Annotated in this window: 27 protein-coding genes and 2 riboswitches; of the genes, 11 read left to right on the forward strand and 16 right to left on the reverse strand. The window is 69.4% G+C overall.

All coding sequences use genetic code 11. The features are described 5' to 3' along the window. Window positions 1–104 precede the first annotated feature (104 nt). From ACX80H_RS07370 to ACX80H_RS07390, 5 genes are all read right to left on the reverse strand, one after another. Window positions 105–1,736 (reverse strand): carbohydrate-binding domain-containing protein, encoded by a 1,632-nt coding sequence (locus ACX80H_RS07370; RefSeq protein ID WP_459312182.1) that lies wholly within the window; start codon window positions 1,734–1,736, stop codon window positions 105–107. Between the two features lie 65 nt (window positions 1,737–1,801). Beyond that, complete coding sequence (locus ACX80H_RS07375; RefSeq protein WP_459312184.1) at window positions 1,802–2,578, reverse strand: polyphosphate polymerase domain-containing protein; 777 nt, start codon at window positions 2,576–2,578, stop codon at window positions 1,802–1,804. Then, window positions 2,575–3,312 (reverse strand): DUF4956 domain-containing protein, encoded by a 738-nt coding sequence (locus ACX80H_RS07380; RefSeq protein WP_459312185.1) that lies wholly within the window; start codon window positions 3,310–3,312, stop codon window positions 2,575–2,577. Before ACX80H_RS07380 ends, ACX80H_RS07375 begins: the two co-directional genes overlap by 4 nt. Before the next feature lie 110 nt (window positions 3,313–3,422). Next, window positions 3,423–4,655 carry a GtrA family protein gene (locus ACX80H_RS07385; RefSeq protein ID WP_459312186.1) on the reverse strand — a complete coding sequence of 411 codons (1,233 nt, stop codon included), beginning with the start codon at window positions 4,653–4,655 and terminating at the stop codon, window positions 3,423–3,425. A gap of 9 nt (window positions 4,656–4,664) precedes the next feature. Then, window positions 4,665–5,648, reverse strand: coding sequence for a phosphodiester glycosidase family protein (locus tag ACX80H_RS07390; protein ID WP_459312187.1), 984 nt, complete (start codon window positions 5,646–5,648; stop codon window positions 4,665–4,667). Window positions 5,649–5,820: 172 nt separating this feature from the next. Continuing rightward, a riboswitch (cyclic di-GMP riboswitch) is annotated at window positions 5,821–5,895 on the forward strand. 152 nt (window positions 5,896–6,047) lie between these two features. On the opposite strand from ACX80H_RS07390, the gene ACX80H_RS07395 reads away from it, so the two are divergent. Beyond that, window positions 6,048–6,860: a response regulator transcription factor gene (locus ACX80H_RS07395; RefSeq protein ID WP_459312189.1), complete on the forward strand. Its 813-nt coding sequence runs from the start codon at window positions 6,048–6,050 to the stop codon at window positions 6,858–6,860. A 39-nt stretch (window positions 6,861–6,899) separates the two neighbouring features. Here ACX80H_RS07395 and ACX80H_RS07400 read toward each other — a convergent pair whose 3' ends face one another. From ACX80H_RS07400 to ACX80H_RS07435, 8 genes are all read right to left on the reverse strand, one after another. Continuing rightward, complete coding sequence (locus ACX80H_RS07400; protein ID WP_459312191.1) at window positions 6,900–7,355, reverse strand: hypothetical protein; 456 nt, start codon at window positions 7,353–7,355, stop codon at window positions 6,900–6,902. A 119-nt stretch (window positions 7,356–7,474) separates the two neighbouring features. Next, window positions 7,475–7,735, reverse strand: a complete 261-nt coding sequence (locus tag ACX80H_RS07405) for a DUF6221 family protein (RefSeq protein WP_459312192.1) — start codon at window positions 7,733–7,735, stop codon at window positions 7,475–7,477. Continuing rightward, on the reverse strand, window positions 7,728–7,898 hold the full coding sequence (locus ACX80H_RS07410; protein ID WP_459312193.1) for a hypothetical protein: 171 nt from the start codon (window positions 7,896–7,898) through the stop codon (window positions 7,728–7,730). Before ACX80H_RS07410 ends, ACX80H_RS07405 begins: the two co-directional genes overlap by 8 nt. Window positions 7,899–7,918: 20 nt before the next feature. Further along, on the reverse strand, window positions 7,919–8,635 hold the full coding sequence (locus tag ACX80H_RS07415) for a nucleoside/nucleotide kinase family protein (protein WP_459312194.1): 717 nt from the start codon (window positions 8,633–8,635) through the stop codon (window positions 7,919–7,921). A 22-nt stretch (window positions 8,636–8,657) separates the two neighbouring features. Further along, window positions 8,658–10,175 carry a HAMP domain-containing sensor histidine kinase gene (locus ACX80H_RS07420; protein ID WP_459312196.1) on the reverse strand — a complete coding sequence of 506 codons (1,518 nt, stop codon included), beginning with the start codon at window positions 10,173–10,175 and terminating at the stop codon, window positions 8,658–8,660. Further along, on the reverse strand, window positions 10,172–10,921 hold the full coding sequence (locus ACX80H_RS07425) for a response regulator transcription factor (RefSeq protein ID WP_459312197.1): 750 nt from the start codon (window positions 10,919–10,921) through the stop codon (window positions 10,172–10,174). The genes ACX80H_RS07420 and ACX80H_RS07425 overlap by 4 nt, the downstream gene beginning before the upstream one ends. Before the next feature lie 151 nt (window positions 10,922–11,072). After that, entirely contained in the window at window positions 11,073–11,333 is a 261-nt protein-coding gene (locus tag ACX80H_RS07430) for a hypothetical protein (protein ID WP_459312198.1), read from the reverse strand. Between the two features lie 131 nt (window positions 11,334–11,464). Then, complete coding sequence (locus ACX80H_RS07435) at window positions 11,465–13,600, reverse strand: MMPL family transporter (RefSeq protein WP_459312200.1); 2,136 nt, start codon at window positions 13,598–13,600, stop codon at window positions 11,465–11,467. A 98-nt stretch (window positions 13,601–13,698) separates the two neighbouring features. Between ACX80H_RS07435 and ACX80H_RS07440 the strand changes: the two genes are divergently transcribed. The 7 genes from ACX80H_RS07440 (at window position 13,699) to ACX80H_RS07470 (ending at window position 21,281) form a co-directional block, all read left to right on the forward strand. Then, window positions 13,699–14,169: a MarR family winged helix-turn-helix transcriptional regulator gene (locus tag ACX80H_RS07440; protein ID WP_459312201.1), complete on the forward strand. Its 471-nt coding sequence runs from the start codon at window positions 13,699–13,701 to the stop codon at window positions 14,167–14,169. A gap of 28 nt (window positions 14,170–14,197) precedes the next feature. Then, window positions 14,198–14,995, forward strand: a complete 798-nt coding sequence (locus ACX80H_RS07445; RefSeq protein ID WP_459312203.1) for a methyltransferase domain-containing protein — start codon at window positions 14,198–14,200, stop codon at window positions 14,993–14,995. 78 nt (window positions 14,996–15,073) lie between these two features. Beyond that, a complete protein-coding gene (locus tag ACX80H_RS07450; protein WP_459312204.1) occupies window positions 15,074–15,583 on the forward strand; it encodes a low molecular weight protein-tyrosine-phosphatase in 510 nt (169 codons plus the stop codon). Between the two features lie 23 nt (window positions 15,584–15,606). Further along, window positions 15,607–16,224 (forward strand): LysE family transporter, encoded by a 618-nt coding sequence (locus ACX80H_RS07455; RefSeq protein ID WP_459312205.1) that lies wholly within the window; start codon window positions 15,607–15,609, stop codon window positions 16,222–16,224. 3 nt (window positions 16,225–16,227) lie between these two features. Next, the gene (gene pabB, locus ACX80H_RS07460) at window positions 16,228–18,270 is read left to right on the forward strand and encodes an aminodeoxychorismate synthase component I (RefSeq protein WP_459312206.1); all 2,043 of its coding nucleotides are present in this window, start codon (window positions 16,228–16,230) and stop codon (window positions 18,268–18,270) included. Between the two features lie 231 nt (window positions 18,271–18,501). Then, window positions 18,502–19,533, forward strand: coding sequence for an agmatine deiminase family protein (locus ACX80H_RS07465; RefSeq protein WP_459313384.1), 1,032 nt, complete (start codon window positions 18,502–18,504; stop codon window positions 19,531–19,533). Beyond that, window positions 19,533–21,281, forward strand: a complete 1,749-nt coding sequence (locus ACX80H_RS07470) for an amidase (protein WP_459312207.1) — start codon at window positions 19,533–19,535, stop codon at window positions 21,279–21,281. Before ACX80H_RS07465 ends, ACX80H_RS07470 begins: the two co-directional genes overlap by 1 nt. 8 nt (window positions 21,282–21,289) lie before the next feature. On the opposite strand, the gene ACX80H_RS07475 is transcribed toward ACX80H_RS07470, so the two are convergent. After that, complete coding sequence (locus ACX80H_RS07475; protein ID WP_459312208.1) at window positions 21,290–21,571, reverse strand: hypothetical protein; 282 nt, start codon at window positions 21,569–21,571, stop codon at window positions 21,290–21,292. Between the two features lie 315 nt (window positions 21,572–21,886). On the opposite strand from ACX80H_RS07475, the gene ACX80H_RS07480 reads away from it, so the two are divergent. After that, complete coding sequence (locus ACX80H_RS07480) at window positions 21,887–22,144, forward strand: hypothetical protein (RefSeq protein ID WP_459312210.1); 258 nt, start codon at window positions 21,887–21,889, stop codon at window positions 22,142–22,144. A 63-nt stretch (window positions 22,145–22,207) separates the two neighbouring features. On the opposite strand, the gene ACX80H_RS07485 is transcribed toward ACX80H_RS07480, so the two are convergent. Further along, window positions 22,208–23,014, reverse strand: coding sequence for a GAF domain-containing protein (locus ACX80H_RS07485; RefSeq protein WP_459312211.1), 807 nt, complete (start codon window positions 23,012–23,014; stop codon window positions 22,208–22,210). A gap of 165 nt (window positions 23,015–23,179) precedes the next feature. Then, window positions 23,180–23,563 (reverse strand): DUF7793 family protein, encoded by a 384-nt coding sequence (locus tag ACX80H_RS07490; RefSeq protein ID WP_459312212.1) that lies wholly within the window; start codon window positions 23,561–23,563, stop codon window positions 23,180–23,182. A 95-nt stretch (window positions 23,564–23,658) separates the two neighbouring features. Between ACX80H_RS07490 and ACX80H_RS07495 the strand changes: the two genes are divergently transcribed. Further along, window positions 23,659–24,537 (forward strand): aminodeoxychorismate lyase, encoded by an 879-nt coding sequence (locus tag ACX80H_RS07495; RefSeq protein ID WP_459312213.1) that lies wholly within the window; start codon window positions 23,659–23,661, stop codon window positions 24,535–24,537. Window positions 24,538–24,644: 107 nt separating this feature from the next. Beyond that, window positions 24,645–24,762, forward strand: a riboswitch (SAM riboswitch). Between the two features lie 170 nt (window positions 24,763–24,932). Further along, entirely contained in the window at window positions 24,933–25,853 is a 921-nt protein-coding gene (locus ACX80H_RS07500; RefSeq protein WP_459312214.1) for an ABC transporter substrate-binding protein, read from the forward strand. Window positions 25,854–25,855 lie beyond the last annotated feature (2 nt).

Consider the following 25,855-nt stretch of genomic DNA (forward strand, 5'->3'; position numbering starts at 1 on the left):
TTCCATCCCTTCCGGTCTAGGTAGACCAATCTACCTAGACCGGAAGTACGGCGCAGGCGAGCTTGATCACCGGCAGCGTGAGGTGTGGGGTCCACGAGGCGGCGTCAGCGGCCTCCGGGTCCCTGTGACCGGGTGTACTCGCCCGCGGTGACGGTTCCGAGTTCGTCGGCTCCGTCCAGGGTGCCCTCCGTGATGCCTTCCGTCGCGGTGGTGGTGCCACCGGTGTAGACGGTGTAGGTCTCCCCGTCGGTGATCGACGCCGAGGAGAAGATCAGCGATGCCATGTCCTTGGTGGCGACGAAGGAGCTTATGACGGTGCCGTCCGCCGAGGCGATCTGGACGGCCGTACCCGCGGGGACCGTCGAGGCGAAGGTGAGCTGCACCCCCGACTGCGTCGACGACGAACCCGGCGTCACGACCATGCCGGCGCTGCCTGCCGCGGCGACGGTTCCGCCGTCGACGGTCAGTTCGCCGTTCACGTCGAGTGCGCCGTTGCCGTCGTTCGTCGGCCCGTTCACGACGACGGTGCCTCCCGTGATGCTGGCATCGCCATTGGAGTCGAGGCCGTCGCCCTCGGAGTTGATGGTCAGGGTTCCACCGGTCACGCTGACGGTGTAGTCACCCACCTCCATGCCGCCGCCCATTTCGCCCCCGCCACCGGTGGTGCCGGACGATCCGCCCGCCGCGTTGACGCCGTCGTCGCTGGAGGTCACCTCGATGGTGCCGCCGGCGACCACGATGTACTGCGCTTCCATGCCTTCGACGGATTCGGTGACATTCACCGTTCCAGCGTCGACGGTGAGGATGGTGGCGGCCTTGACGCCGTCATCGCCGGAGGACACCACGAGCTGCCCGCTGTACACGGTGAACCAGCCGCGGCCTTCCTCGTCCTCGTTGGTCGCTTTCACGCCGTCGCCGCCGGCCGTGACGTCGTAGGTGCCGCCGAGCAGGGCCACGTAGTCCTTGCCCTCGATACCGTCGTCCAACGCCCCCACGGTGACCTCTCCGGCCGCCAGGACCAGGCCGTCCTTGGAGACGATGCCGTTGTTGGCGTTACCGGTGACCGTGAGGGCTCCGCTGCCGGCGATGGTGAGGTCGGCCATCGAGTACAGGGGCGCGTTCGGTGCGTCCGTGCCGGTGTCCACGTAGCTCTCGGCGTCGTTCAGGGTGTTGGTGCTCCCGTCCTCGAGGTACACCACCGCCTCGTTCGCGCTCGTGACGACAAAAGGCGATCCGGTGCTGCTGGTGAGGTCGACGCCGTCGAGGATGATGCGAACCACGTCCTCCTCCCCCGCTGCGACGACGACCTGACCGTCGGTGAGGCTCCCGGCCAACCGATAGGTGCCGGCGGCCGTGATGGTGACGGTGTCGCCGTCGACGGTGACGCCGTCGCCCGTCGCGCTGCTGGCGCCGTCAGCGAGGGTGACCGGGACTTCCTCCGCCGCATCCCACGTCAGGTCGTCGGCGTCGTAGTGGGTGTCCTCGCTGACGGCATCGGGGGCGACGACGGCGGCGGTCGCGTCCGCCGTATCGCTTGCCGTCTCGACTGCCGCGTCATCCGCTGCAGTTGCTTCGGCTGTCGCCTCTGCCGTCACGGGGTCCTGCGTGGTGGTCGTCGAGCCGGCGTTCGTGGTGCCCGTGCCGCAGCCGGCGAGGGAGAGGACGAGTGCGAGGGCGGCGACGGAGGTCTTGAGGGCGGTGCTGCGGGGGGAGGCGGGGCGGGAGACGGTGAGCATGGGGAGTCCTTTGATCAGGGTGGGAGGTCGGAGCGGAAGGTCGGGTGAGGGATCAGGGCCGGAGGTCAGCGGGAAAGGGTGCGGAGCGGGAGGGAGGTGGAGATGGTGCGGTGCCAGCGGTTGGCGGGAAGCGTCGGGTCGAGGGCGGCCATGCCGGTGGCGAACTTGGAGATCCGGCTCGGTCGGATGCCCGAGGCCCAGAGGTGGCGATCGAGGGCACTTGCTGCGCTGCCCGATTTCGTCTCGAGGATGACCGCGCCATCGAGTTCGTGGGGACGTCCTCCGGGCCTGCGCCAGGTCACGCCGAGGTCGATCGTCGCCCGGCTCTCCGACTCCGGCAGATACAGCGTGATGCGGCGGTACCGGGTCTCGATCACGGGCTCGAGGACCCCGGAAGGCAAAGAACCGATGGAGCTGCTCAGTGTCTCGTTGACGTAGGCGAGGCCCTCGGGGGTGAGGCGGTGGCTGTCGGAGAGCGCGTAGGGGATGCGTTCCTTGACGGTGGCGGCACGGGCGCCCTCGGTCTTCACCTCGAGGAAGCTGGTGCCACTGTCCACGTAGGTGCGGGTGCGGATCTTGTACCGGCGGCGTCTGCCGTGGGCGGCGAGCAGGTAACTGTCCAGGGTGAGGGTGTCGAAGTAGACGGAGTCATAGGTGAAGGAACGGCGCCCGAGCATTTCGAGGACGCGGATCTCGGCAGCGAAGGCATCGAGAATGCTGCCCGCCAGCCGGGTCCCGACGACGTACTTCCGGTCCACCCTGGTCTGCAGGGCGGCTGCGCCGTTGAGCTCGTCGAGGCTGACGGAAGGCCGGACATCAAGGCCCGCGAAGTCGCCGGTCACGACACCCTCGCCTGTGCGCTGCCCGCCAGGCTGTCCTGGTCCTGCCGTGGCGCGGGAACGTGGGCCGGATCCGCGGCGGGCGTGGGGTCGGGCAGGTCAGTGTAGTAGGTAGTGCCCGCCGAACCGCTCCCCGGAAGCGCGGCGATCGACGGCGTCATGGGCGCCACCGGCTTTTGGCGCCCTACCGGGGCGGACACCACCTCGTACCGGACATCGACGATGGTCTTGTCGTTGACGAGGTCCAGTTCGGACACTGTGGCGGAATGGATCCGGGCGCTGAGGACCTCCGCCAGGCGTGACTGGAGCACCGCCTCGTCTCCAATGGCCTGGTCCAGCACCACGGTCTGGTGCCGGTACCCGGGCAGCACCCGGGAGGAGTCGCCGATGAACATGACTGCGAGGATCAGGCCCATGAGTGCCAGCGGGAGCCCCAGCGGTTCTGCGCCGAGACCGGCGATGAGGCCGAGGGCCAGGGCGGAGAAGTAGTAGGCCACCTCGTGCTGGGCTAGCTCGGTGGAACGGAGGCGGATGATCGAGAGCACGCCGAACAGCCCGAGGCCGAGTCCGACGCCCGCCGCCGAGCCCGAGAGTGCAGTGGCCACCGCGAGGACCCCGACGTTCATGCCGAGGTAGGAGATCACCAGGTCCCGGCGCCGGTGGCGGCGCAGGTACAGGCCGAAGGTGAGGAGGGTGATCGCCAGCAGGTCGGCGGCGATGAGGATCAGGATGTTCATTGGATGCTCTCCAGGATGTGGATGAATGTTCTTCTTCTACGATGCGAGCGCATGCTGTGCCGAGGCTGTGCCGGGGCACAGCACCGCATATGAGCACGTGGGGACGAGGGTCAGGCGACGCGGCGGCCCCGTGGCGCTTCCGACGTCGGCACTGTGGTCGGCTCCGCGCCAGCGGGTTGGGCTTCCGGGGTCGGAACCGGCTCCGTGCCGCCGGCCGGAGGGAGCACGGGTCTGGGGACGGGGGGCGTAGGGGCCGCGCCCCTGCCCGGGAGGAAGCGTTTCTGCACGGTGAAGCTGGTGATGAAGAGAGCGGCTTCGGTGAAGACCTTCGCCGCGACCTCCGGTACCCCTGCGTCGGTGAGCAGGAAGATTCCGGCGTAGTTCGCTGCGAACAGGGCGACGACGAGGGTGAAGTACCGCAGCGCAGCGGCGGACAGGGGCCGGTGCCGGCCCTCCGTGAAGACGAGGCGCCGGTTCGCGAGGAAGTTGACGGATGAGCTGAGGACCCTCGCTCCCACGACGGCCAGGAGAAGGAAGTCCGTCAGCAGACCGAGAACCACGAAGGCTGCCAAGTCGATCCCGAAGGCGGCCAGCGAGGACAGCGAGAACGCGAGCAACGGGGCATAGATGCGGGCCGAGTCCACCAGCGGCCGGAAGTGGGACGAGCTGTTCCCGGCGAGGTAGATGGTCGAGATCGTGATGCTGTCGATCCGGTGGCCCGCTCGCCCGGCCTGCAGCAGCAGGTTCAGTTCGTACTCGTACCGGTTACCGCGCACCGACTGCAGCCACGGAAGCATTTCCGCCGGATAGCCCCGGAGCCCCGTCTGTGTGTCGTGCAGCCGGGCGCCCGCCGCAAGCCGGAACAGGGTGCGCGTGAGGGCGTTGCCGAGTCGGCTCCGGACCGGCACGTCGCCGTCGAACGCGCGCTCCCCCAGGATCATCGTGGAGCCGGCCCGGCGCACGGACCCGCGTGTCCCACGGGCCGTTCCGGGGACGGTCCCGTGAGCAGTCCCCGGGGTGGTCCCACGGACGCGGGCGGCGACCTGCAGAATGTCGGGCACGGCGTGTTGGCCGTCGCTGTCGGCGCAGACCACGCCCTCCCCCGGGTGGTGGCGTTCCGCATAGCCGAAGCCGGTCTTCAGTGCTTGGCCCTTGCCGCGGTTGGACGGGTAGCCGATCACGGTGGCACCGGCGCGGCGGGCGTCGTCGAACATCGCGGTGAAGCGGGGACCGCTGCCGTCGTCGACCACGAGGACCAGGAGGCGGGGATCCGCGGAAAGCAGGTCGCCGACCAGTGCCGGGAGCTTGGCGTCGGGCTCGTACGCGGGGATGAGGATGATCACCGTCGTCGCCTACTGCCCGATGTACAGGATGTCGGAGGTGCCACGTTCCTCGCCTTTGCCGAGCGGGTTGTTCACCAGTTGGCCGTCGAAGTACATGGTCGAGGACCCGCCGCCGTCGATGTTGTACGCGGTCGTGGCACCGAGGCCCTGCATGATCGAAGCGAGTTCGGTCATCGTGACGCCGTCGCTGTAGCCGTCGGAGCGGCCGTCGACGACGACGAAGACCAGGTGGTTCTCGTCGATCACGCCGACGGCGGTGCGGGGCTGCTCACCCTGGATGGAGTGGTTGCCGACATTGGTGTCCACCTCGATGTCCTCGATGCCGGCCGCGATCTCCCCGTCCTCCAGAAGGGACGGGCCGAAGGAGAGCGTGTTCCAGACGCCGTCCGCGAGGAGCTGCTCAGCGGTCGTGGTGGTCTCGTCGTAGACCTGGACGGTGCCGTCCGTGTAGAAGGCGAGGCCCTGCCGCGCCCCCTCGTCCCGGTAGACCACGCCGTTGCGGATGACGATCCCGGTGTCGCGGAAGCCGTAGTAATCACCGTTGATGGCGAAGATGGCATCGTTGGCCTCAGCGATCGCCGAGGTGGGCTCGGTGATGTTCGCGCCGAAGCTGTCCTCCGCGAACGCCGAGCGGAGGGTCGTCGCGTCGGTGAGTTCGACGTCGGCGACGTAGTAGGTGACGGTCTCGTCGCCGGATCCCGTGACGACGGTCGAAATCTCAATGCTGCTGTCCGCCGAGGTATAGGACGTATCCGTTAGGGTGGTAGCCACTTCCGAAGCGGCGTCGGTGGTGGAAGCTGTATCGGTCGTGGTAGTGGATGCTGTCTGCTCCGCCTCGTACTCGGACACGTTGGAGATCTCGACCTTCTCGATGACGAAACGGTCGAGCGCCCAGGCCGTGGTCCCGCCCGCGGCGAGGGTCACGGCGAGGGACGAGGCGAGGATGGTCTTACGGAGTCGGGCCGGCTTGCGGGGCTTCGGAGATGTTGGCATACCCCAGTTCTATGAAGCGGCCCTATGGCTGCTGTGTGCCATTCGTGTGCCGGGGCTGTGAGCCTGCGGCGGGGGTCCTGGAGGACGAGCATCAGCGCCGGGGCCGTTGCACTACGAGCAAGGGGTAGACGTGCTCCCGGAGGTTGCTAAAATCATCGGGCGGGCAGCCGCTCGTCGATAAAGGCAAACCCGGTGCGAGCCGGGGACGCAAAGCCACGGGACCCACGAGGTCAGCCGGGCCGCCGAAGAGAACAGGTCCAGAGAATATGCCTCGGACACGCGAATTCACCAGCGTCGCCTCCACCATGGCCTCAGCAGCCGACTTCCCTGCCCTCGCACCGGCATCGCCGGTCGATCCACGGAGCGCGGCGCTTCGGCACCATCGGGGAGCGTCAGGCCATGAATAGCTCGGGCGATCGCCGTGCCGCCGTCGTCATCGAGGACGATCTCGACATCCGCAACCTCGTCTCCGCCGTCCTCGAACAGGGCGGCTTCCAGGTCAGCGGTGCGACCACCGGGCGCGAGGGCGTGGACGTGGTCCGCCAGGAACACCCCGTGGTGGTGACACTGGACATCGGGCTGCCGGACATCGACGGGTACGAGGTCCTGCGGCGCATCCGCTCCACCAGTGACTGCTACGTGGTCGTCCTGAGCGGACGAACGGATGAGACGGACATCCTCACGGCCCTCCAGGCGGGTGCCGACGACTACATCTTGAAGCCGTTCCGGCCCCGCGAACTGAGGGCGCGCATCGACGCGATGCTCCGCAGGCCCCGCATCGGCCAGCACGCACACTCCACGCCTGCGCCGCCGGCTCCCGTCGTCGCCCCAAGCATCCCCGCCGCCGAGGGCGGAGCCGGGAAGCCGTCGGACCATCTCCTGCGGAACGGCAGCCTCGTGGTGGACGGCGAGGCCCGCACCGCGACATGTTCGGGCATAGAGCTGCCGCTCACCAAGACGGAGTTCAACCTGCTGCACGAACTGATGCGCAGCAATGGCGCCGTGCGGACCAAGGAGGACCTGGTGCGCGTCTCCCGCGGCCGGGACTACCGCGGGTACAACTTCGTGAGCCGGACCGACGAACGGGCCATCGAGGTGCACATCGCCAACCTCCGCCAGAAGCTGGCCCGCGCCGACGGGAATCCGGAGCTCATCATCACCGTCCGCGGGGTGGGGTTCCGGATCCTGCCCGGGCAGGCCCGGTCACGCTAGCGCCCCGCCGTCGGGCGAGGTGTCGGGTCAGGCGTCGGGTCAGGGATGCCCCGGGTAGGTCTCCTGCAGTTCGCGGATGGTGTCAGCGGCGCACGCCCGGAGGAGGCCGACCGACCGCTGCGCGGCCTCGAGATCCTCGGCTGCGATGAGCCGCTGCGTTGCGATCGCGGCCTGGCTGAGGCGGGTAGCGCCCACCATGGCCGCCGACGTCGTGACGCTCAGGACGGCATCGTCGGCACGGGGCGCGTCGCCTTCGCCGACCCGGAGGTCCAGCCGATCGAGCTTTCCCACCAGGGTCTCCGCGAAGTCCCGGGCGAACCGCTCGACGACGGATGTGCCCGGGAAGTCCCGTTCCATGTCCCGGAGGACGGCAGGATCGAGGAGTGGTGCAGCCCTGCCGGGCGCGTTCGGAGCCGGGACGGCGTCGTCGCGCGGGGGTACCGTCCCGCCGTCCTGGCGGTGGCCAGGACGTGGCGGAGTCGGATGGGTAGGCACACTCCCAAGGGTAGCGACGGTCCGTACCCGTGGTGCCGCATCCCCGGGTTCTTGCGCAAAGCTTGCGGAAGGACGGCGCAGGTGCGGGGCCGCGCCTGCCGCAGCCGACCCGATTGCTGCTACGCCGTCCAGTCCGCCCGGTAATCGCTGTGTCCGGCCCAGGGAAGGGCCAGCAGCCGGAGGACGTCGGTACCCTGCGACTCGTCCAGGGAGGCCGCCGCGTACCGGACCAACCCGCGCTTGGCCCGGCACTCCGCGAGGACACGCTCGGGGTCGTACCAGCCCCGCGCTCCCCAGACTTCTTCGGGGAGGGTGCCCACGCGGGCGGCTTTCTCGTCCTCGGTGAGGCGGGCATCGACGAAGGCGGCGAGATCATTCACACTCCGAGCCTAGCGAGCGTCCGCCCATTCGGCCGACGTCGTCGGCCCGGGCCTCCGTCCGCTCCGCCACGAACGAAGCCAAGGCCTGCACCTGCTGGTCGATCTCCTCCTGTATCAGGGCGTCGGACGTGGAGACGGTCGCCGCGGTGTCCTCGAGCCACACCAGGCCTGGTGCCCTCCGGTCTACGGCTGGTGCTTCAGTTCAGCCCTCGCCGGCATCGCTGTGCCGCCGCTGCGCCCTGCCACAGCCGGAGATGGGCATCCGGTCGCGGCAGCCGGGCCGTAAGCCGGCACCGTGCCTCGTCGGAGTCGGCTGACGACCTCTCCAAGGTCGTCGAGCACGGCGAGGAGCGGTGCGTCCGCTGCGATCCGGTGGAAGGAAGCGCGCTCGGGTAGCCCGAGGTAGCCGTTCCGGTAGGCACGCAGGTCCTCGAGGGTCTCAGCATCAGTGCCGCGTGCCGTGATGCGACGGTATGCCTCCTCGGGACTGACGTCGAGGAACACCACGGCGTCCGCGGTCGGGAGCAGTCGCGTCATGGTCGCGACGAATCGGCCTCGTCGGAGCCCGCGCGCGGCGCGCAGGGCCTGCTGGCAGTGCAGATGCCGGTCCATGATGACGACGCCCTCGAAGGTCCGTGACCGGAGGTGGTTCGAAATGACGTTCACTGACCGGATGACGGACTCTGCAAGGTCCAGCACCCACGGCGGAAGGGTGACACCGAACCGCCCGGTCCAGGCCGCCATAGTGCGCCGGCCCGAGTAGTTGGCAAGGACGAGCGTCGGCGTGGACGGCTCGAAGAGCCGGGCGAGTGCGTGCGCCGCCGTCGTCTTGCCGGCGCCGTCGATCCCCACGAGGACGACGACGAAGCGGGAGGATCTGCGTGGTGCTGCTGGAGTCATGCTCCAGTTCTACGGCAAGAGCCTAGACCTGCTCTTGAACCGGCCTGTGAGCGGGCTGTGACATCGGGAGATCCACGCGGAACTGCGTGCGGCCCGGCTCGCTGGTCACGCTGATGCTCCCACCGTTCGCCTCGACGAGCGCCTGGACGATCGCGAGTCCGAGGCCCGTGCTGCCCGCGCCCGCGGACCGCGCGGCGTCCCCCCGGCTGAACCGGGTGAAGATCGTGTCGAGGAAGGCCGGGTCGATGCCCGGACCCGAGTCCGTGACGATGATCCTCGCGCTTCCCTCCCGCACTGCGAGGGCCGTGGAGATCACCGTGCCCGGCGGCGTGTGCTTGTGCGCGTTGGAGAGCAGGTTGATGAGCACCTGACGGACCTCGGCCTCGACGGCCCGCACCTCGACGGGCTCGTCGGGCAGGTCCAGGCTCCAGATGCAGCCCGGCGCGGCAACCTGCGCATCGCTCGTCGTCTCGATCACGAGTTCGGTGAGGTCGACGTCGGATGCCTCGCCGCGCTGGCCCTCGTCGAGGCGCGCGAGCAGCAGGAGGTCCTCTACGAGGGACGACAAGCGCTTCGACTCGCTGTCCACGCGTTCGAGCGCGGACCGTCCGGACGGGCTCACGGTCTCGCTCATGAGGACCAGCTCCGTGTAGCCGCGGATGGAGGTCAGGGGTGTGCGGAGTTCGTGGCTCGCGTCCGCCACGAACTGCCGCACCTTCATCTCGCTTGCATGGCGTTCCCGCAGGGCGCTCGTGACGTGGTCGATCATCTCGTTCAGGGCCAGTCCTACGGTGCCGACCTCCGTACCGGGCTGGGCTGCGGCAGGGGGGACCCGCACGGGGATGGCCACTTCGCCGGAGGACAGGGGAAGCTGCGAGACGGACGTCGCGACGGCCGACAGTTCCTCGAGGGGGCGCAGGGACCGGCGGATGATGACGGTTCCGGCGAGCCCGGTCAGGGCCAGTCCGGCCAGCGAGAGCCCGGCCACGGTGATGTCGAGGGAGACGAGGGTGCTGTCGCGCTCGGTGGTGGACAGGCCGGTGACGAGGACGGAGCCGTCGGGGATGAGGCCGGTGGGCAGGGCCGCGGCGTCGACGCGGTAGCGCCCGCTCGACAGTTCCAGTTCCTCGGGTCCACTGCCGGGGTCGACGGCGGCGAGCACGCCCAGGTCGGCGTCGGTGAGCGGTTCCGTGGTGCCGTCGTCCTGCACCAGTGCTGAGTTCTGCGCCTCGCCGTCATGGAAGACGGCGTTGAGCGTGCCCGGTCGCTGGCCGGCCGCGTTCTCCGGGTCCACATTCCGGAAGGGCCGGTCATCGTCGCCGCCGGGCGGGCGCCCGCCGGGGAAACCGGCACGCCCGGCGGCGGGCGTGAGCGCGTCGTCGAGCTGCCCCGTGAGGTAGCTGCTCATGGCGAGGTGGCTGAGGACGCCGATGGCCACGCAGATCGCCGTGAGCAGTGCGAGGGTCGCCAGGATCAGCTTCGTGCGCAGGTGCAGCGGACGGCGTCCCGGTCGGGTGCCCGCGGGATGCGAAGGTGTCACGAAGCCGCGGGTTTGAGCACGTACCCGGCGCCGCGGACGGTGTGGATCATGGGAGTGCGCCCGGCGTCGATCTTCTTCCGGAGGTAGGAGATGTACAGCTCGACGATGTTCGCCTGGCCGCCGAAGTCGTAGTTCCATACGTTGTCGAGGATCTGGGACTTGCTGACGACACGGCGTGGATTCTCCATGAGGTAGCGCAGCAGCTCCCACTGGGTGGAGGTCAGGGCGATGTCCTCTCCGTTGCGGGTGACTTCGCGCGTGTCGACGTTCATCACCAGGTCCCCGACCACCAGTTCCGCGGAATCCGACGCCGCGACGCCGGAGCGCTGGACGAGGCGGTGGAGGCGCAGCAGAAGCTCCTCCATGCTGAAGGGCTTGGTGACGTAGTCGTCACCTCCTGCGGAGAGACCGGAGATGCGGTCCTGTACGGCGTCCTTCGCGGTGAGGAACAGGGCAGGGACGTTCGGTGCGAAGGTGCGGATCCTCGTGAGCGCCTCGATGCCGTCCACTCCCGGCATCATGACGTCGAGGACCAGGACGTCGGGGCGGAAGTCGCGCGCCGCGGAAATGGCTGCGGCACCGTTGTTCGCGGTAGTGACGCTCCAGCCCGCCATTCGAAGGCCCATGCTGACGAGCTCCGCCAGGCTCGTCTCGTCGTCGACGACGAGGGCGCGGATCGGGCTGCCGTCGGGGTGCGCGAGGCGCGGCAGGTTGTCGGTCATGGAGTGGTGCGAGGCGTCGGCCATCGGGTCTTCCTGGTGTCTTCCGTGGGTACCGGCCGAAGCCGGCACGAATTGCTGCGGAGCGTTGCGGTCAAGTATCCCGTACGGGCCGTCCGGAGTGGCCGGCCGGGGTGCCGACCGGGGTGCGGGCCGGGGATGCCGACCGGGGCTGCCGTCAGGCCTGGAGCGGTCCTGCCGCAGCGCCCTGGTCGAGCGAGCCGCCCGTGTCCTGGCGGCGGAGGAGCGCCTGCTCGACGGGAAGGGTGGCACCGACGACGATCGCGGCCCGGGCCTCCTCGGCCGGGGGGTCCGCCTCGGCACCGAGGGGGGCGAAGGCTGTGGTGCCGAGGACCGCGGCCAGGGCCATGGCTCCGACGGCGGCCTTGAAGCCTGTACGTCCGGCGGTCAGTTCGGGGGTGGGGCGGTAGGGAATCATTCTGTCCTCCTGGCGGGTGGCTTCAGTTCTCCTACTCTCCCGCGCCGACTTAGACCCCCGCTTTCCGGAACCTGTGCAGTTGCTGTGCAGGAAGTTCTCAGGAAGAGGCGATGTCCTGCGGCGTGAGGACCCTACCGTGCCGACGGCACCGCGCCGAGCTTCGACGGCCACCAGATCTTCGGACCGATGTCGTACGCCAGAGCGGGGATCAGCAGCGAGCGCACCAGCACCGTGTCCAGCAGGACGCCGAATGCCACGATGAAGGCGATCTGCGCGAGGAAGAGGATCGGGATCACGCCGAGCGCCGCAAAGGTCGCCGCCAGCACCACGCCGGCGGAGGTGATCACGCCTCCGGTGGCCCCCAGTCCGCGGAGGATCCCCGGCCGCGTCCCGATCCGGAGCGATTCCTCCCGCACCCGCGTCATGAGGAAGATGTTGTAGTCCACGCCGAGCGCCACCAGGAACACGAAGGCGAAGAGCGGCACCGAGGCGTCCGCGCCCTCGAACCCGAAGACGCCGTTGAACACCAGCGCGGAGACGCCCAGGGCCGTCGCGTTCGAGAGGGCGACGCTGGCCACGAGGAGCGCCGGCGCGAGGATGGACCGCAACAGGACGACCAGCACTCCGAGGATGACGAGCAGCACGATCGGGATGATCTTCCCGAGGTCCGCGAGTGCGGTGTCGTTCGTATCCACCGCCACCGCCGTGACGCCGCCCACCAGGGCATCCGGGCTGGCGTCGTCGAGGGCGGTCCGCAGCTGACGGACGACATCCTCGGCCCGGTCCGAATCCGCCTGGTATTCGAGCGTCCCGCTGATGAGCACCCGGCCGTCCTCGACGACGGCGGCGCCACCGGGTTCCGCGGTCAGCGCGGCGTCGGAGACGCCTTCCTGTGCGGACACGACGGCGAGCGCCGCGTCGGCGTCGGTCTCCGGTGCGACGACGTACACCGGACTGCCGGACCCGGCGTCGAAGTGGCGGCCCAGCGCCTCCTGGCCGTCGACCGCGTTCGACGGTGCCAGGATCAGGGCCGACTGCGGTACCCCACCGGCCTGCAGCTGGGTCAGTCCGAGGGACCCGGCGATGAGGAGAAGCAGCGACACGATCCACAGGGTGCGCGGGCGGCGGGCCACCAGCAGGGCCACCCGCCTCCACAGGCCCCGGACCTGCTCGAGTCCGGTGTCGGGTCCGGCGGCTGCCGCGTGCCTGCCCCGGGGCGCGGCGGCGGCCCGGGAGTGGTAGCGCGGTTGCAGCGGCCAAAAGGCGCTCCTGCCGAAGAGGAGCAGGAGGGCCGGGAGGAAGGTGAGTGCTGCTCCGAGCGAGAAGGCGATGCCGATCGCGGCGATCGGTCCGAGACTCCGATTCGAGTTGAGGTCCGAGAAGAGCAGGCACAGCAGCCCGAGGATCACCGTGGCACCGGACGCGAGGATCGGCGCCACCGACGTCCGGTAGGCCACGCGCATCGCATCCCACTTCAGCTCGTGCTCCGCCAGCGCCTCACGGAAGCGTGCGACGAGCAGCAGCGCGTAGTCCGTGGCCGCACCGATCACGAGGATCGACAGGATGCCCTGGCTCTGACCGGTGAGCTGGATCACCTCGAGCTTCGCGAAACCGAAGACCAGCAGGATCGACGTCGCGAGCGCGAACACCGAGGTCAGCAGAACCAGGAACGGGAGGACGACGGAGCGGTAGACGGCCAGCAGGATGACGAACACGGCTCCGAGCGCCACGCCGAGCAGGATCCCGTCGATGCCGCCGAACGCCTCCACCAGGTCGTTGGTGAAACCCGCCGGTCCGGTGACGTAGCCGGTCACGCCGTCGGGCAGCTCGTCCGCCAGGACGGTGCGCAGCTCCCCGACCACCTCTGCGAGTTCGGCATCGGAGGAGACGAAGGCGATGTACTGGACGGCCATCCCGTCCTCGGACGGGATGGGGCCGGCGACGGCGGGCGCCCCGGCGGCCGGTGGTTCGAGCCCCTCCACCTCGCCGAGCGCCACCCCGACCTCCTCGTACAGGCCGAGGTTCCGCGGCTCGATGGCCGTGTCCGATTCGGCGACGATCACCGCGGGAATGGCATCCGAGTCGCTGAATCGTTGCTGCAGCTCGCCCGCCTCGGTGGATTCGGCACTCGCGGGCAGGAAGGACGCGGAGTCGTTGCTGGAGACCTCCTCGAGCCGTCCGAAGGTCGGGCCGCCTACCGCTGCCCCGACCAGCCAGATCAGCACGACGACGACGGGCAGCAGCACCCTCAACCAGCTGTTCCTCATGACGCTTTCCACCTTCCGAAATTATCTCTACGATAAAGTATATCCATGACCGAGATAATAGGAACCGACCTAAACTGGAGGAAAAGGAGGCGGGACCCATGGCGACGAAGGACGAACTCCTGGCACTCCTGCGGCAGTTCACCATCGAGACGGACCGCTACGTCGAGGCCGCCAGCGAGCGCGACAGCCTCTACCGCACCGACCTCCAGGCCCTGGGCATCATGATGGGCGCGGCCCGTGCCGGCCTCACCGTCACCCCCGGGCTGCTCCGGGAGGAGCTGAACCTGAGCTCGCCGGCCACCACGGCGCTCGTGGACCGCCTCGATTCCGCGGGCCATGTCACGCGGCGTCGCAGTGACGTCGACCGCCGGCAGGTGCATCTGGAGATGACCGAGAAGGCGCGCGCCACCGGTGCGATGCTGTTCGCCCCGCTCGCCCGCCACATCAGCGGGGTGTTCGACCAGTACTCGGACGAGCAGCTCGCCCTGCTGCTCGACATGATGCGGAGAGTAACGGACGCCACGGTCGCCGCGAAGAATGAGGCGCGGGACGACGTCGGTGCTGGCTGAGGACCCTGCTGCGGGTTAGCCTTCGGGAATGAACGAAGAGGTCTACTCCCACGGACACCACCCGAGCGTGACGTCGGCGCATGCGACGCGGACGGTCGCCTCCTCGGCTGCCTACCTCGAGCCCTACCTGGAGGCGGGCATGGACCTGCTGGACATCGGGTGCGGCCCCGGCAGCATCACCGCGGGCTTCGCGGACATCGTGGCACCGGGGTCGGTGATCGGCATCGACAGCTCGGCCGACGTCGTCGCCCAGGCGACCGAAACGCACCAGGACCTCGCGAACGTGGAATTCCGTGAGGGGAACGTCTACGACCTCGACTTCGCGGACGAGTCCTTCGATGTCGTCCATGCGCACCAGCTCCTCCAGCACATCGCCGACCCGGTGGCCGCGCTCCGCGAGATGCGGCGCGTGGTGCGTCCCGGCGGGATCGTCGCCGCACGTGATGCCGACTTCGGGGCCATGGCCTGGCATCCGGCGGTCGAGGAACTGGAGGAGTGGAGGACGCTGTACCGCGACCTGGCGCGCGGCAACCGCGGCGAGCCGGATGCCGGCCGGAGGCTGCCCGGGTGGGCCTCCGCCGCCGGGTTCGCCCATGTGGAGGTGTCGTCGTCGAACTGGACCTACGCCACCCCCGAGGAGCGCCGCTTCCACGCCGGGTCCTGGGCGGATCGCGTCCTGCACTCGGCCTTCGCGGAGCAGACCCTCGACCGCGGGCTCGCCGACCAGCAGACGCTCGACCGCCTCGCCGAGGGCTGGCGCAGGTGGGCGCGGATGGACGACGCCGTGTTCCTCATGCCGAGCGTGGAGATCCTCGCGCGGGACTGAGCAGGGGCTCCCCGACCGGCGACGATCACCCGTGCGGGCAGTAGGTGCAGACGCGGGATGCGCGGCTAGGCTGGCTGGATGTACCGCATCGTCACCGTCTGCACCGGCAACATCTGCCGCTCCCCCATGGCCGAGCTCATGCTGACCCATGCCTTCGCGAAGGCCGGCATGGCGGGCGACGTCGTCGTGGATTCCGCGGGCACCACCGACTGGGAGGCGGGCCGCCCCATCGACGAGCGCGCGGCGACGAAGCTGACCGAACTCGGCATCGAGAGCCACCTGCACCGGGCCCGCCGTTTCGAACCAAGCTGGTACCGCGAGCGGCACCTCATCCTCGCCCTCGACCTGGACCACTACCGCGAGCTGCGGTCCGAAGCACCGAACGACGACGCCCGTGACAGGATCCACCTGCTGCGCGAGTTCGACCCCTCGACGACGGACACCGACCTCGAGGAACTGGGCATCTACGACCCCTGGTACGGCGACGCGAGCGACTTCGAGGCGACCTGGCGGATGGTCGACGCCGCGGTGGACGGCGTCGTCCGCTACGTCCGCAACGAGCTCGATGCCGACGGTTCGGACGGCTGACCTGCGGCGCTTACCATGAACGGGTGGATCCCTCCCTCTGGCTGGCGCTGCTCGGCGCCGGAACGCTGATCAGCTTCGTTCCCGGCGCCGGTGCCGTGAACACCATGAGCAATGCCCTGACGGTCGGCTTCCGCCGTTCCGTCTGGGGCATCCTCGGGCAGCAGGCCGCGTTGCTCGTGCACATCGGCATCGCCGCGGCCGGCGTCGGGATCCTCGTCGCCAACTCACCGCTCGCCTTCGACCTCATCCGGTACACCGGCGCCGCCTACCTCGCGTACCTCGGCGTCCGGAAGTTCCTCCAGAAGCCCGAGCGCAGCGACATCCGTGCACTGCAGGGGAACGAGGGCGTCTTCCCGATGTTCCGGCGCGGGGTGCTGGTCAACCTGCTCAATCCGAAGGCCATCGTGTTCTTCCTCGCCCTCATCCCGCAGTTCATCCGGCCGGAGGAACCGCTGCCCGCCCAGTACGGTGTGCTCGCCGCGACCGTCATCGGCATCGACGTCCTGGTCATGTGGTTCTTCTACGCCGGAACCGCAGGCTCCTTCCGCCGCTTCACCCAGGACGACCGCGGGCAGGTCCTCCTGAACCGCACCTTCGGTTCGCTCTTCGTCGGCGTCGGCGCGCTGCTCGCCCTGGCCTGAGCCGTGCCTGCCGAGACGCCCCTGCTCATCGGGATCGACGGCCGCTCCGGCGCCGGCAAGACCACCCTCGCCGTGGAACTCGCGGCACTCCTCCGCGAGCACCACACCGTCAGCCTCTTCCACCTCGAAGACATCTACCCCGGGTGGGACGGGCTCGGCGACGGCATAGCGCGCTACGTCGACCACGTGGTCCGTCCCCTGAGGGCGGGACGGACCGCACGATGGAACTCCTGGGACTGGAAGGAGAGCCGGGACGGGCCGGAACGCACGACGCCGGCCGCCGAGATCGTCCTCCTCGAAGGAGTCGGTGCCGCGGCTGCCGCAGCGCGTGCCCACCTGGACGTCGTTCTCTGGGTGGAGGCCGACGAGGAGGTCCGGCGCCGCTCCGCCCTCGAGCGCGACGGTGACACCTACGCGCCCTTCTGGCAGCACTGGGCGGACCAGGAGTCGGCGTGGCTGGCCGCCGACGATCCGGGCGCCGCCGCCGACGTCGTCGTGCAGGGCCACCACGGCCCGCAGCCCCGGGCGATCCGGCTCGCACTGACAGGGCTGCCCGCCTGCTCCGTCCTGATGGCGCCGGAGCGTGCGGGACGGCGCGGACTCACGGTCGACTGCGAGCGCATCGACGCAGTCCCGGATCCCGCCGCCCTCTTCTCCGCGCTGTACGGGAGCGCCCCGGCAGCCGCGTGGCTCGACAGCTCCGACGCCGGCACCTCTGGGGCCCCCAGGGCGGAGGGCCGCAGCCGGTTCAGCATCCTGGCCGATTCCGGCGGCGTCTTCGGGCAGCAGGCGCTGCACCGGGCCGGGGTCACGGAGATCACCGCCGGAGCGGTCACGACCCGCATCCGCGAGCCTTTCTTCCGGTGGCTCGAGGACGTCTGGGGGCGCAGGGCCGTCCGGATGCCCCAGGTGCCCGGGTGCGAGTTCGGGCTCGGGTGGCTGGGCTATCTCGGGTACGAGCTGAAGCGGGAGACCGGGGGCGCGGACCCCGCGCCTGCCGGCGACGCCCTGCCCGACGCCGCGCTCCTCTTCGCCGGCCGCGCCGTCGTCATCGACCACGACCACGGCGCCGTCTTCCTTCTGTCCCTCTCCGACGGGCGGCCGGATCCGGAACACGACGCCTGGCTGCGGCAGGTGCGGGACGCCGTCGCGGCGCCGCCCCCCGCTCCGCCGTCGCCCCCGCTGGGCGTGCCCCGCTTCACCGTCCGTGACTCGCGCGAGGAGTACCTGGCGAAGATCCGCCGGGCGCAGGACGAGATCGCGGAGGGCAACACCTACGAGGTGTGCCTGACGACGTCGCTGTCCGCACGCGTGGAACGGGCCGACGCGCTCTCCGCATACCTCCGCCTGCGCGCCGCGAGTCCCGCGCCCTTCGCCCACTTCCTCCGCTTCCCGGGCTTCGCCATCGCGAGCACGTCACCCGAGCGTTTCCTGGAACTCACCGCCGACGGCCGGATGCGGGCGGAACCGATCAAGGGTACCCGGGGCCGCTCGGCCGACCCGGAGGTGGACGCAGCGCTCTCCGAGGACCTCAGGACCTCGGAGAAGGACCGCGCGGAGAACATCATGATCGTGGACCTCCTCCGCAACGACCTCTCGCACCACGCCGTGCCGGGCTCGGTGACGGTCAGCAGGTTGTGCGCCATCGAGACCTATGCCACCGTGCACCAGATGGTCAGCACGATCGACGCCCGACTGCGGCCCGGAAGCGCCCGCGCAGGCGTCATCGCGTCCGCGTTCCCCGCCGGCTCGATGACCGGCGCGCCCAAGATCAGCACCATGGCCATCCTCGACCGCCTCGAGGGAGCCCCGCGCGGCCCGTACTCCGGGGCTGCGGGCTATTTCAGCCTCACCGGCGCCGCCGACCTGGCCGTCGTCATCCGCACCCTCGTCCTGCAGGACGACGACGACGGCACCCGCCTGACGCTCGGCGTCGGCGGTGCGATCACCGCCGATTCCGTCCCGGCGGAGGAGTGGGACGAGGTGCGCATCAAGGCCCGCGGCGTCCTGTCGGCGCTGGGCGCCGACTTCCCTGCCCCGGACTGACACCGGCCCCGCGGAGATCCGGCCCGGTGCTTGTGCGAAGTCTCCTCCTTCCCCTACAGTGGTCCGAAATAATGAATGCCGTTCATTTTAGGTCGCTGCGGACCCCCCTGCCATGCGGCTGACCTCCTGCCCCGAAGGAATTCCGTGAACTCCATCCGATCCCCCCGCCCCGCACCGGCCGACGAGGTGCCGGGCCTCGCGCCTTCCGGTGGAACACTGCCCGCCGGAACGATGCCTGCCGAATGGGCGAGGCACGACCGCACCTGGATGGCCTTCCCCCCGGCCAACGACACGTTCGGGCAGCCCGGCAGCAGCACGCTGCACCGCGCCCGGGCAGCGTGGGTCCGGGTCGCGGAGACTCTCGCCCGATACGAGCCGGTCACGGTCCTCGCTGATCCTGCCGACGTGGAGTCGGCGCGGGCCATGCTGGGAGCGGGCATCGGCATCGAAGCGGTTCCCCTCGACGATGCGTGGCTGCGCGACTCCGGGCCGACGTTCGTCCACGGGGGCGACGGAGCAGTGGACGCGGTCGACTGGGTCTTCAACGGGTGGGGAGCCCAGGACTGGGCCGCCTGGTCCCGGGACGAGCACATCGGCCGGGCCGTCGCACGCCTCGCCGGGGTGGGCGCGTCGCAGAGCGCGCTCGTCAACGAAGGCGGCGGTTTCCACATCGACGGCCGCGGCACGGTCCTGCTGACCGACACCGTGCAGCTCGACCCGGGGCGGAACCCGGCTGCGACGAAGGAGTCCGTGGAAGCCGAGATCCACGCGCGCCTGGGGACGCGCCATGCGGTCTGGCTGCCGCGCGGCCTGACGCGGGACTACGGCGACTTCGGTACGCGGGGACACGTGGACATCGTCGCGGCGTTCACCCCGTCCGGGGCGCTGCTCCTCCACCGGCAGGACGACCCGCAGCACCCGGACTTCGAGGTGACCCGCCTCCTGCGCTCCGCGCTCGGCTCGGCCGTCGACGCCGAGGGCGCGCCCCTGACCATCATCGATGTGCCTGCCCCCACGGTCATCCGCGACGACGACGGGTTCGTCGACTGGTCCTACATCAACCACTACGTCGCGAACGGCGTCGTCGTCCTCTGCGCCTTCGACGACCCGAACGATGCGGTGGCCGCCGACATCCTGGCCGCCGCGTATCCGGACCGGACGATCGAACTGGTGGACGCCCGCGACATCTTCGCCTTCGGCGGAGGAATCCACTGCATCACCCAGCAGCAGCCGGCCCCGCGAACCCTTGAGGAGATGTACTGATGCCGATCGATGTCGTCGAGGCAACCATCCGGGACCTCCGCGAGGCCCTTGTGGCGGGCCGGACCACCAGCGAAGAACTCGTCGCCGCCTATCTGCAGCGGATAGAGGCCTTTGACCGGAACGGGATACGGCTCAATGCCGTCGTCGTGATGAATCCCTCCGCCCTCGATGAGGCACGTGCCTCGGACGAGCGGAGGGCGCGCGGCGAGGAACGGGGGCCGCTGGACGGCATCCCGTATACCGCGAAGGACAGCTACAAGGTGAAGGGCCTGACCGTCGCGGCCGGGTCGCCGGCGTTCAAGGACCTCGTCGCCCAGCAGGACGCCTTCACCATCGGCAGGCTGCGCGACGCCGGAGCCGTTCTCCTCGGCCTCACGAACATGCCCCCCATGGCCAACGGGGGTATGCAGCGCGGGGTGTACGGGCGGGCGGAAAGCCCCTACAACGCGGACTACCTCACCGCGGCGTTCGCCTCCGGATCTTCCAACGGGTCGGGGACGGCGACGGCCGCGAGCTTCGCCGCCTTCGGACTCGCCGAAGAGACCTGGTCCTCCGGCCGGGCGCCGGCCTCGAACAACGGCCTCTGCGCCTACACGCCCTCGCGCGGCGTGATCTCCGTCCGTGGGAACTGGCCCCTCGTGCCCACCATGGACGTCGTCGTCCCCCACTCCCGCACCATGGCAGACCTGCTGGAGATCCTCGACGTGATCGTCGCCGACGACGACGAGGCGCGCGGTGACTTCTGGCGCGTCCAGCCGTGGATCACCATCCCTCCGGCGTCATCGCTCCGCCCGGACTCCTACCCGTCCCTCGCCCCGCGCACGGCCGACGACGCGCGGCGGCATCTCGCCGGGAAGCGCTTCGGTGTTCCGCGCATGTACATCAACAGGGACCCCGACGCAGGCACCGCGTCCTCCCCGGGACTCGGCGGCCCGACCGGGCAGCGCATCCGGACGCGGGACTCGATCCTGGACCTGTGGGCGGCGGCCCGGGCCGACCTCGAACAGGCCGGGGCGGAAGTGATCGAGGTGGATTTCCCCGTCGTGTCCAACTACGAGGGCGACCGCCCCGGCGCACCGACCATCCGGACCCGTGGCCTGGTCAGCGCCGGATACCTGCGGAGCGAGATCGTGGACCTGTCGGCGTGGGCCTGGCACGACTTCCTGCAGGCGAACGGCGACCCGTCCCTCGACTCGCTCGCCGACGTCGACGGCGCCGGGATCTTCCCTCCGGACAGTCGTGCGCTGCCGGACCGGTATTCGGGCTTCGACGACGACATCGCAGGATACCCCGGGCACATCCGGGCCCACGGGACCGTCGATCTCACGGACATCCCGCATCTGGAGGAGGGACTGCAGGGGCTCGAGGAGACGCGACGGACGGACCTCGAGTCCTGGATGCAGGCCCTCGGACTGGACGCCGTCCTCTTCCCCGCTGCAGCGGACGTCGGGCCGGCCGACTGCGACACGAACCCCGCGTCGGCGGACGTCGCCTGGCGGAACGGTGTGTGGGTGTCGAACGGGAACCTCGTCCCCCGACACCTCGGCATCCCCACGGTCACCGTACCCATGGGGATGATGCACGACATCGGGATGCCCGTGGGACTGACGTTCGCCGGACCCGCCTACCGTGACACCGAACTGCTGCGCCTTGCTGCGGCGTTCGAAGCCACGGGATCGCGGCGATCGGCACCACCGCGGACCCCTCCCCTGGAATGGTTCGAAAAGACCCCGGATGGCCGGGTGTGACCCGGGCGCTAGCTCGCGTCGGGGACACTTCCCGGCTGGGTAGTGTCAGGGGCCGCCGGGATGAGGTCCTCCAGGCTGGGCAAGGGCGGCTGGTCGACGGATTCCTTCAGCTCGAGGACTTCCTCCGGCTCCAGGTCCACGACCTCCGCGATGACCTCCGGGTCCTCGCCGTGCTCGAGCGCGACCACGATGGCTTCCTTGAGGTTCAGTTCGGCATGGTCCAACTCGAATGCCGCGACTTCCTTGTCCGCTGCTGCGACGGCAAGCCGACGGCGATCCTCTGCTGACATGATGCGCCCAGCCCTTCTCTCTTCTGGTGTTGAACACAGGGAAAGCCACGAAACGGGGCCGGAGGGCCCTGTCGTCGCCGGCGGCGTCCAGTTGTACCTCCATTGTGCCTGTCCCTCGGAACAACACCAGCACCATCCCGCTTCGTTATCGACGCAGCACCTCTCCGGAGAACCGCCCGACGCGCCGAACCCTTCCCCGGGCCGTGCTGGCCGTGGCGGGCGCCGGGTCAGTAGGATCAGAACCAGCCGGCGCTGCCGGTGACGGTTCAGAAGAGAGCCGGGTATCGACCGTGCTCGTTCCTGAAGACAGGTGCTATGAACTCCCGGCTCACGCCCTCCGACCCCTTCCCCGAAGACCTGACCCCGTTGGCGATGTCCGAAGTGGAGTCGCTCAACAGCAAGATCCAGCGCGAGATGGCGCATGAGTACGTGCACGACGGCGAACTCGACCCCGAGACGGGTCAACGCAGCGAGGAGCTCATCGAGGAACTGGACCGACGCGACGAGGCGGACGCCGCCCGTCCCGCTCCCGGCACCTCGGCCGCTGCGACCGACGCCGCCGCCCAGCTCTAGCCCGGCTCCAGCCCCCTCCGCCGGCATGTCGATCGCCGCGCGTGCGCCCCGGCCCGGAGGATCTCAGGGAAGGCTGCGGGGGCCGTTGATTTCGTCCTCCACTGCACGCGCCAGTGCGCGCAGCTTCCTGCCGTCGCGGTGGGAGTAGTCCCGTGGTTCCTGGTCGATCACGCAGAGGGTGCCGACCGTCCACCCGCCCGGCCCGCGCAGCGGGTAGCCGGCATAGAAGCGGATGTACGGCTCCCCGAGAACGAGCGGGTTGTGCCGGAAACGATCGTCCTCGAGCGCGTTCCGCACGATCAGTGCACCTGCGTTCCGGATGGTGGCATTGCAGAAGGAGATCTCCCTCGGCATGTTCTGCTGGATCGGACCGAGAACGGATTTGAGGAACTGGCGGTGGTCGTCGATCAGCGCGATGATCACCGAACTGCACTGGAAGTACTCCTTGGCTTCCCTCGTGATCCTGTCGAAGCGCTCCTCCTGCCCCGTATCGAGCAGTCCGGTGCGCGACACCGCGTCGAGCCGCTCGATCTCCTGCTCCTCGTCGGTGAACAGGAAGGCTCCGGCGAGGCCGAGTGCCCGGCGGGAATCCTTCGGGGATTCCTGTGCTGCGTCCAGCCGGTGTTCGGAGCACCGTGGAACCCGGAAACCCCCGTCCCCCGTGACCTCGGCCAGGAGTTCGTTCATCGCGTCGGCCAGCATGTCGCACTCCTCGACGGGCAGTTCCAGCACGCCTCCCACGTATGCTTCGATCTCGAACTGGGAGAGGAGCCCGCCCAGCGAGTAGTAGCGGAGCCACACGTCCTCGAAGCCCAGGCCCGTGCTGGACAGCGCCTCCCTGATCCGTTGCACGTGTGCCCGCCGATTCATTCCCAGTCCTTCTCGCCGGCCGTCGCAAGTACGACGCCGCGACGCCTGTTGTGCGTCCCTGTCCCGCGATTCATCAGCAGGCTTTCCATTACCGTACTCCCGTATCGGGAAATGGTTTACCGCGGACCCGTCGGGGACTCCCGTCAGCCCCTGACGCGATCGTCGTCAGGGGCCGTACGGATGCCCGGTGAGCCAGGCCAGCGCCTCGGCCGGGCACTCGAAGTAGCGCGTGGGGTACGGCGGGTTGTGCACCCGGGCGAAGAAGTCCGCCAGTGTCCTGTCGACCGCGCTCGGGCCGACGATGGCCATGGCTGCGATGTTCAGCGCAGTGGCGAAGCCGTGAAGAGCGCTCCGCGTGAGCGACACCATGCCGTTGAGCTCCACCAGCATGGGCGGGCAGACCTCCCGGCACAGGACGTTGGATCTCTCGATCAGCGCCGCGGCGTCACTGTCGCTGACGCTCACGTTGCGCCGCCACTGGACCCACAGGACCTCGGTGCGCAGCTCGGCTACGAAGACTTCCGGGGCTGCACCCCGTTCTTCCACCATGCTCCCCAACCCCCTGTGGTGGTACCCGAGTGCCGGGCATCCCCTCGCACACTACAGACAGGGGTGGTCGAGCGCGAGCGGATACGCTGGGGGCCATGACTGTTCTCGTGTTCCTCGACCCGGCCCACGACGACGGCAGGGTCGTCGATGCCTCCCAGCCCCAGCTTCTTGCCACGGACCTGGGCGCCACCCGCGGCGACGGGATCTTCGAATCGCTCCTGGCCGTCGACGGGTCTCCCCGCAAGGAGCAGGCGCACCTGGCGAGGCTCGCGTCGTCGGCCGCGGCCCTGGACCTCACCGTCCCCGACGGCGATGCGTGGAGCCGGGCCATCCGCACCGGCCTGCGGGAGTTCGCAGCAGCGGAGCCGGATCGCCGTGACGCCGTCGTGAAGCTCATCGCCACGCGCGGGGTCGAAGGCGCCGGCCGCGCCACGGCGTGGGTCCAGGTCGCGCCCGTGCCGGCGTCGACGCTCGAGCAGCGCAGGACGGGACTCCGGGTCCTGTTCCTCGACCGCGGGTACGACAGCACCGTGGCGCAGCGCGCGCCCTGGCTGCTGATGGGCGCCAAGACCCTCTCCTACGCCGTCAACATGGCGGCCATCCGCTACGCGAAGGCACACGGGGCCGACGACGTCATCTTCACGTCCTCCGACGGCAAGGTCCTGGAGGGCCCCACCTCGACCGTGCTGCTGGCCTACGACCGCGACGGACGGAAGACACTCCTGACACCGCAGCTCGAGAGCGGCATCCTCGCAGGCACGTCCCAGAGCGCCCTGTTCACGGCGGCGAAGGAGCAGGGGTGGGAACTCGGCTACGGCCCGCTGGAGCCGCATCACCTCCTCGACGCCGACGCGGTGTGGCTGATCTCGAGCATCCGGCTCCTCGCACCCGTGCTCTCGCTCGACGGCAAGGCCCTCCGGTCCTCGGCCGCCCTCACGGCCGAGCTGACCGACCTCGTGGACCGCTTCGTGTAATTTTCGCCACAAAAGCCTGCCCTACAGGCCGTTTACCGCGTCAAACGCTGATTTCCGCGCAGTTTCGTTTTGACCGGGCACTTCGTGCTGCCATAGCGTTTTCTTGAAATCAAGAGCTCCAGCCCTCGGCCCTGGCCGGCTGGACAGCAACCCTCTCCCGTAGTGGGGTGCTCCAGGTGAAGATTCGGCCGCCGGGACCAGTCCCCCGGTTGGCAAGTACGGCGTCGTGCGGATCATCCCGAGGTAACCGGGACAGCAGCCGCCACAACGCTCACGGCCAGAACAGCGAGCGTGTCACCAGCAGCCAGCAGCCTCCCCGGCAGCCATCCGTTCCTCCCCGCGATCCACCTCATCCAATCGGCCCGTACCCCGGGCCAGCATCGAAGAAGGACCCCATGAGCATCTCCCGTACAGTCCTCGCGGCACTCGCCGTACCGCTCCTCGCGCTGACCGTCTCCTGCGGCAGCAACAGCAGCAGCAGCGAGCCGACCGCGACCACCGATGCCCTCGCCGGCAGCGACCAGCAGTCACTCGACCAGTACACGACCGACGACACCACGCCGGTCGACGAGATCGACACCTCCAAGCTCGGCCTCATCACGGAGGGGACGCTGCGCGTCGGCACCCTCTCGGACGCGCCGCCGAACATCTTCATCGAGAACGGCGTCTTCACCGGCTACGACAACGAACTGCTGCGCGCCATCGGCGACAAGCTCGGCCTCGAGGTCGAATTCGCGTCCACCGACTTCTCGGCCCTCCTCGCGCAGGTCCAGAACAAGCAGTTCGACGTCGGATCCTCCTCGATCTCCACCACGGAGGCCCGCCGGGAGAACGTCGGCTTCACCAACGGCTACGACTTCGGCTACATGGCCGTCGTCACCAAGAACGGCTCCACGGTCACGGGCTTCGACTCGCTGTCCGAGAGCACCCGCATCGGCGTGGTGCAGGGCACCGTCCAGGACGACTACGTGACCAACACCCTGGGTCTCGAGCCCGTGCGCTTCGCGGACTACAACACGGTCTACGCGAACGTGAAGAACGGCCAGGTGGACGCGTGGGTCGCCCCGTCCCAGCAGGCCACCGGCCAGGTGAAGGAAGGCGATGACACCACCATCGCGGAGACCATCATCAACACCGAGAACTTCACGGCCTACGCCGTGAACAGCGAGAACCAGCCCCTGATCGACGCGCTCAACTCCGGGCTCGACGCCGTGATCGAGGACGGCACGTGGACCGAGCTCACCAAGGAGTGGTACCCGGACCGCGAGATGCCCTCCGACTGGAAGCCCGGCAGCAAAGCCGTGGAAGTAAAGTAGCG

This window comes from Arthrobacter pasteuri (assembly GCF_054510955.1).

Bases quoted from the DNA above. Each gene is read 5' to 3' on its own strand.
- ACX80H_RS07425 (WP_459312197.1), bottom strand. From the start codon at position 10,921: ATGGCCGACGCCTCGCACCACTCCATGACCGACAACCTGCCGCGCCTC.
- ACX80H_RS07380 (WP_459312185.1), bottom strand. From the start codon at position 3,312: ATGAACATCCTGATCCTCATCGCCGCCGACCTGCTGGCGATCACCCTC.
- ACX80H_RS07475 (WP_459312208.1), bottom strand. From the start codon at position 21,571: ATGTCAGCAGAGGATCGCCGTCGGCTTGCCGTCGCAGCAGCGGACAAG.
- ACX80H_RS07465 (WP_459313384.1), top strand. From the start codon at position 18,502: ATGCCTGCCGAATGGGCGAGGCACGACCGCACCTGGATGGCCTTCCCC.
- ACX80H_RS07430 (WP_459312198.1), bottom strand. From the start codon at position 11,333: ATGATTCCCTACCGCCCCACCCCCGAACTGACCGCCGGACGTACAGGC.
- ACX80H_RS07495 (WP_459312213.1), top strand. From the start codon at position 23,659: ATGACTGTTCTCGTGTTCCTCGACCCGGCCCACGACGACGGCAGGGTC.
- ACX80H_RS07440 (WP_459312201.1), top strand. From the start codon at position 13,699: ATGGCGACGAAGGACGAACTCCTGGCACTCCTGCGGCAGTTCACCATC.
- ACX80H_RS07395 (WP_459312189.1), top strand. From the start codon at position 6,048: ATGAATAGCTCGGGCGATCGCCGTGCCGCCGTCGTCATCGAGGACGAT.
- ACX80H_RS07485 (WP_459312211.1), bottom strand. From the start codon at position 23,014: ATGAATCGGCGGGCACACGTGCAACGGATCAGGGAGGCGCTGTCCAGC.
- ACX80H_RS07480 (WP_459312210.1), top strand. From the start codon at position 21,887: ATGAACTCCCGGCTCACGCCCTCCGACCCCTTCCCCGAAGACCTGACC.
- ACX80H_RS07445 (WP_459312203.1), top strand. From the start codon at position 14,198: ATGAACGAAGAGGTCTACTCCCACGGACACCACCCGAGCGTGACGTCG.
- ACX80H_RS07500 (WP_459312214.1), top strand. From the start codon at position 24,933: ATGAGCATCTCCCGTACAGTCCTCGCGGCACTCGCCGTACCGCTCCTC.
- ACX80H_RS07450 (WP_459312204.1), top strand. From the start codon at position 15,074: ATGTACCGCATCGTCACCGTCTGCACCGGCAACATCTGCCGCTCCCCC.
- ACX80H_RS07470 (WP_459312207.1), top strand. From the start codon at position 19,533: ATGCCGATCGATGTCGTCGAGGCAACCATCCGGGACCTCCGCGAGGCC.
- ACX80H_RS07390 (WP_459312187.1), bottom strand. From the start codon at position 5,648: ATGCCAACATCTCCGAAGCCCCGCAAGCCGGCCCGACTCCGTAAGACC.
- ACX80H_RS07370 (WP_459312182.1), bottom strand. From the start codon at position 1,736: ATGCTCACCGTCTCCCGCCCCGCCTCCCCCCGCAGCACCGCCCTCAAG.
- ACX80H_RS07435 (WP_459312200.1), bottom strand. From the start codon at position 13,600: ATGAGGAACAGCTGGTTGAGGGTGCTGCTGCCCGTCGTCGTCGTGCTG.
- ACX80H_RS07415 (WP_459312194.1), bottom strand. From the start codon at position 8,635: ATGACTCCAGCAGCACCACGCAGATCCTCCCGCTTCGTCGTCGTCCTC.
- ACX80H_RS07490 (WP_459312212.1), bottom strand. From the start codon at position 23,563: ATGGTGGAAGAACGGGGTGCAGCCCCGGAAGTCTTCGTAGCCGAGCTG.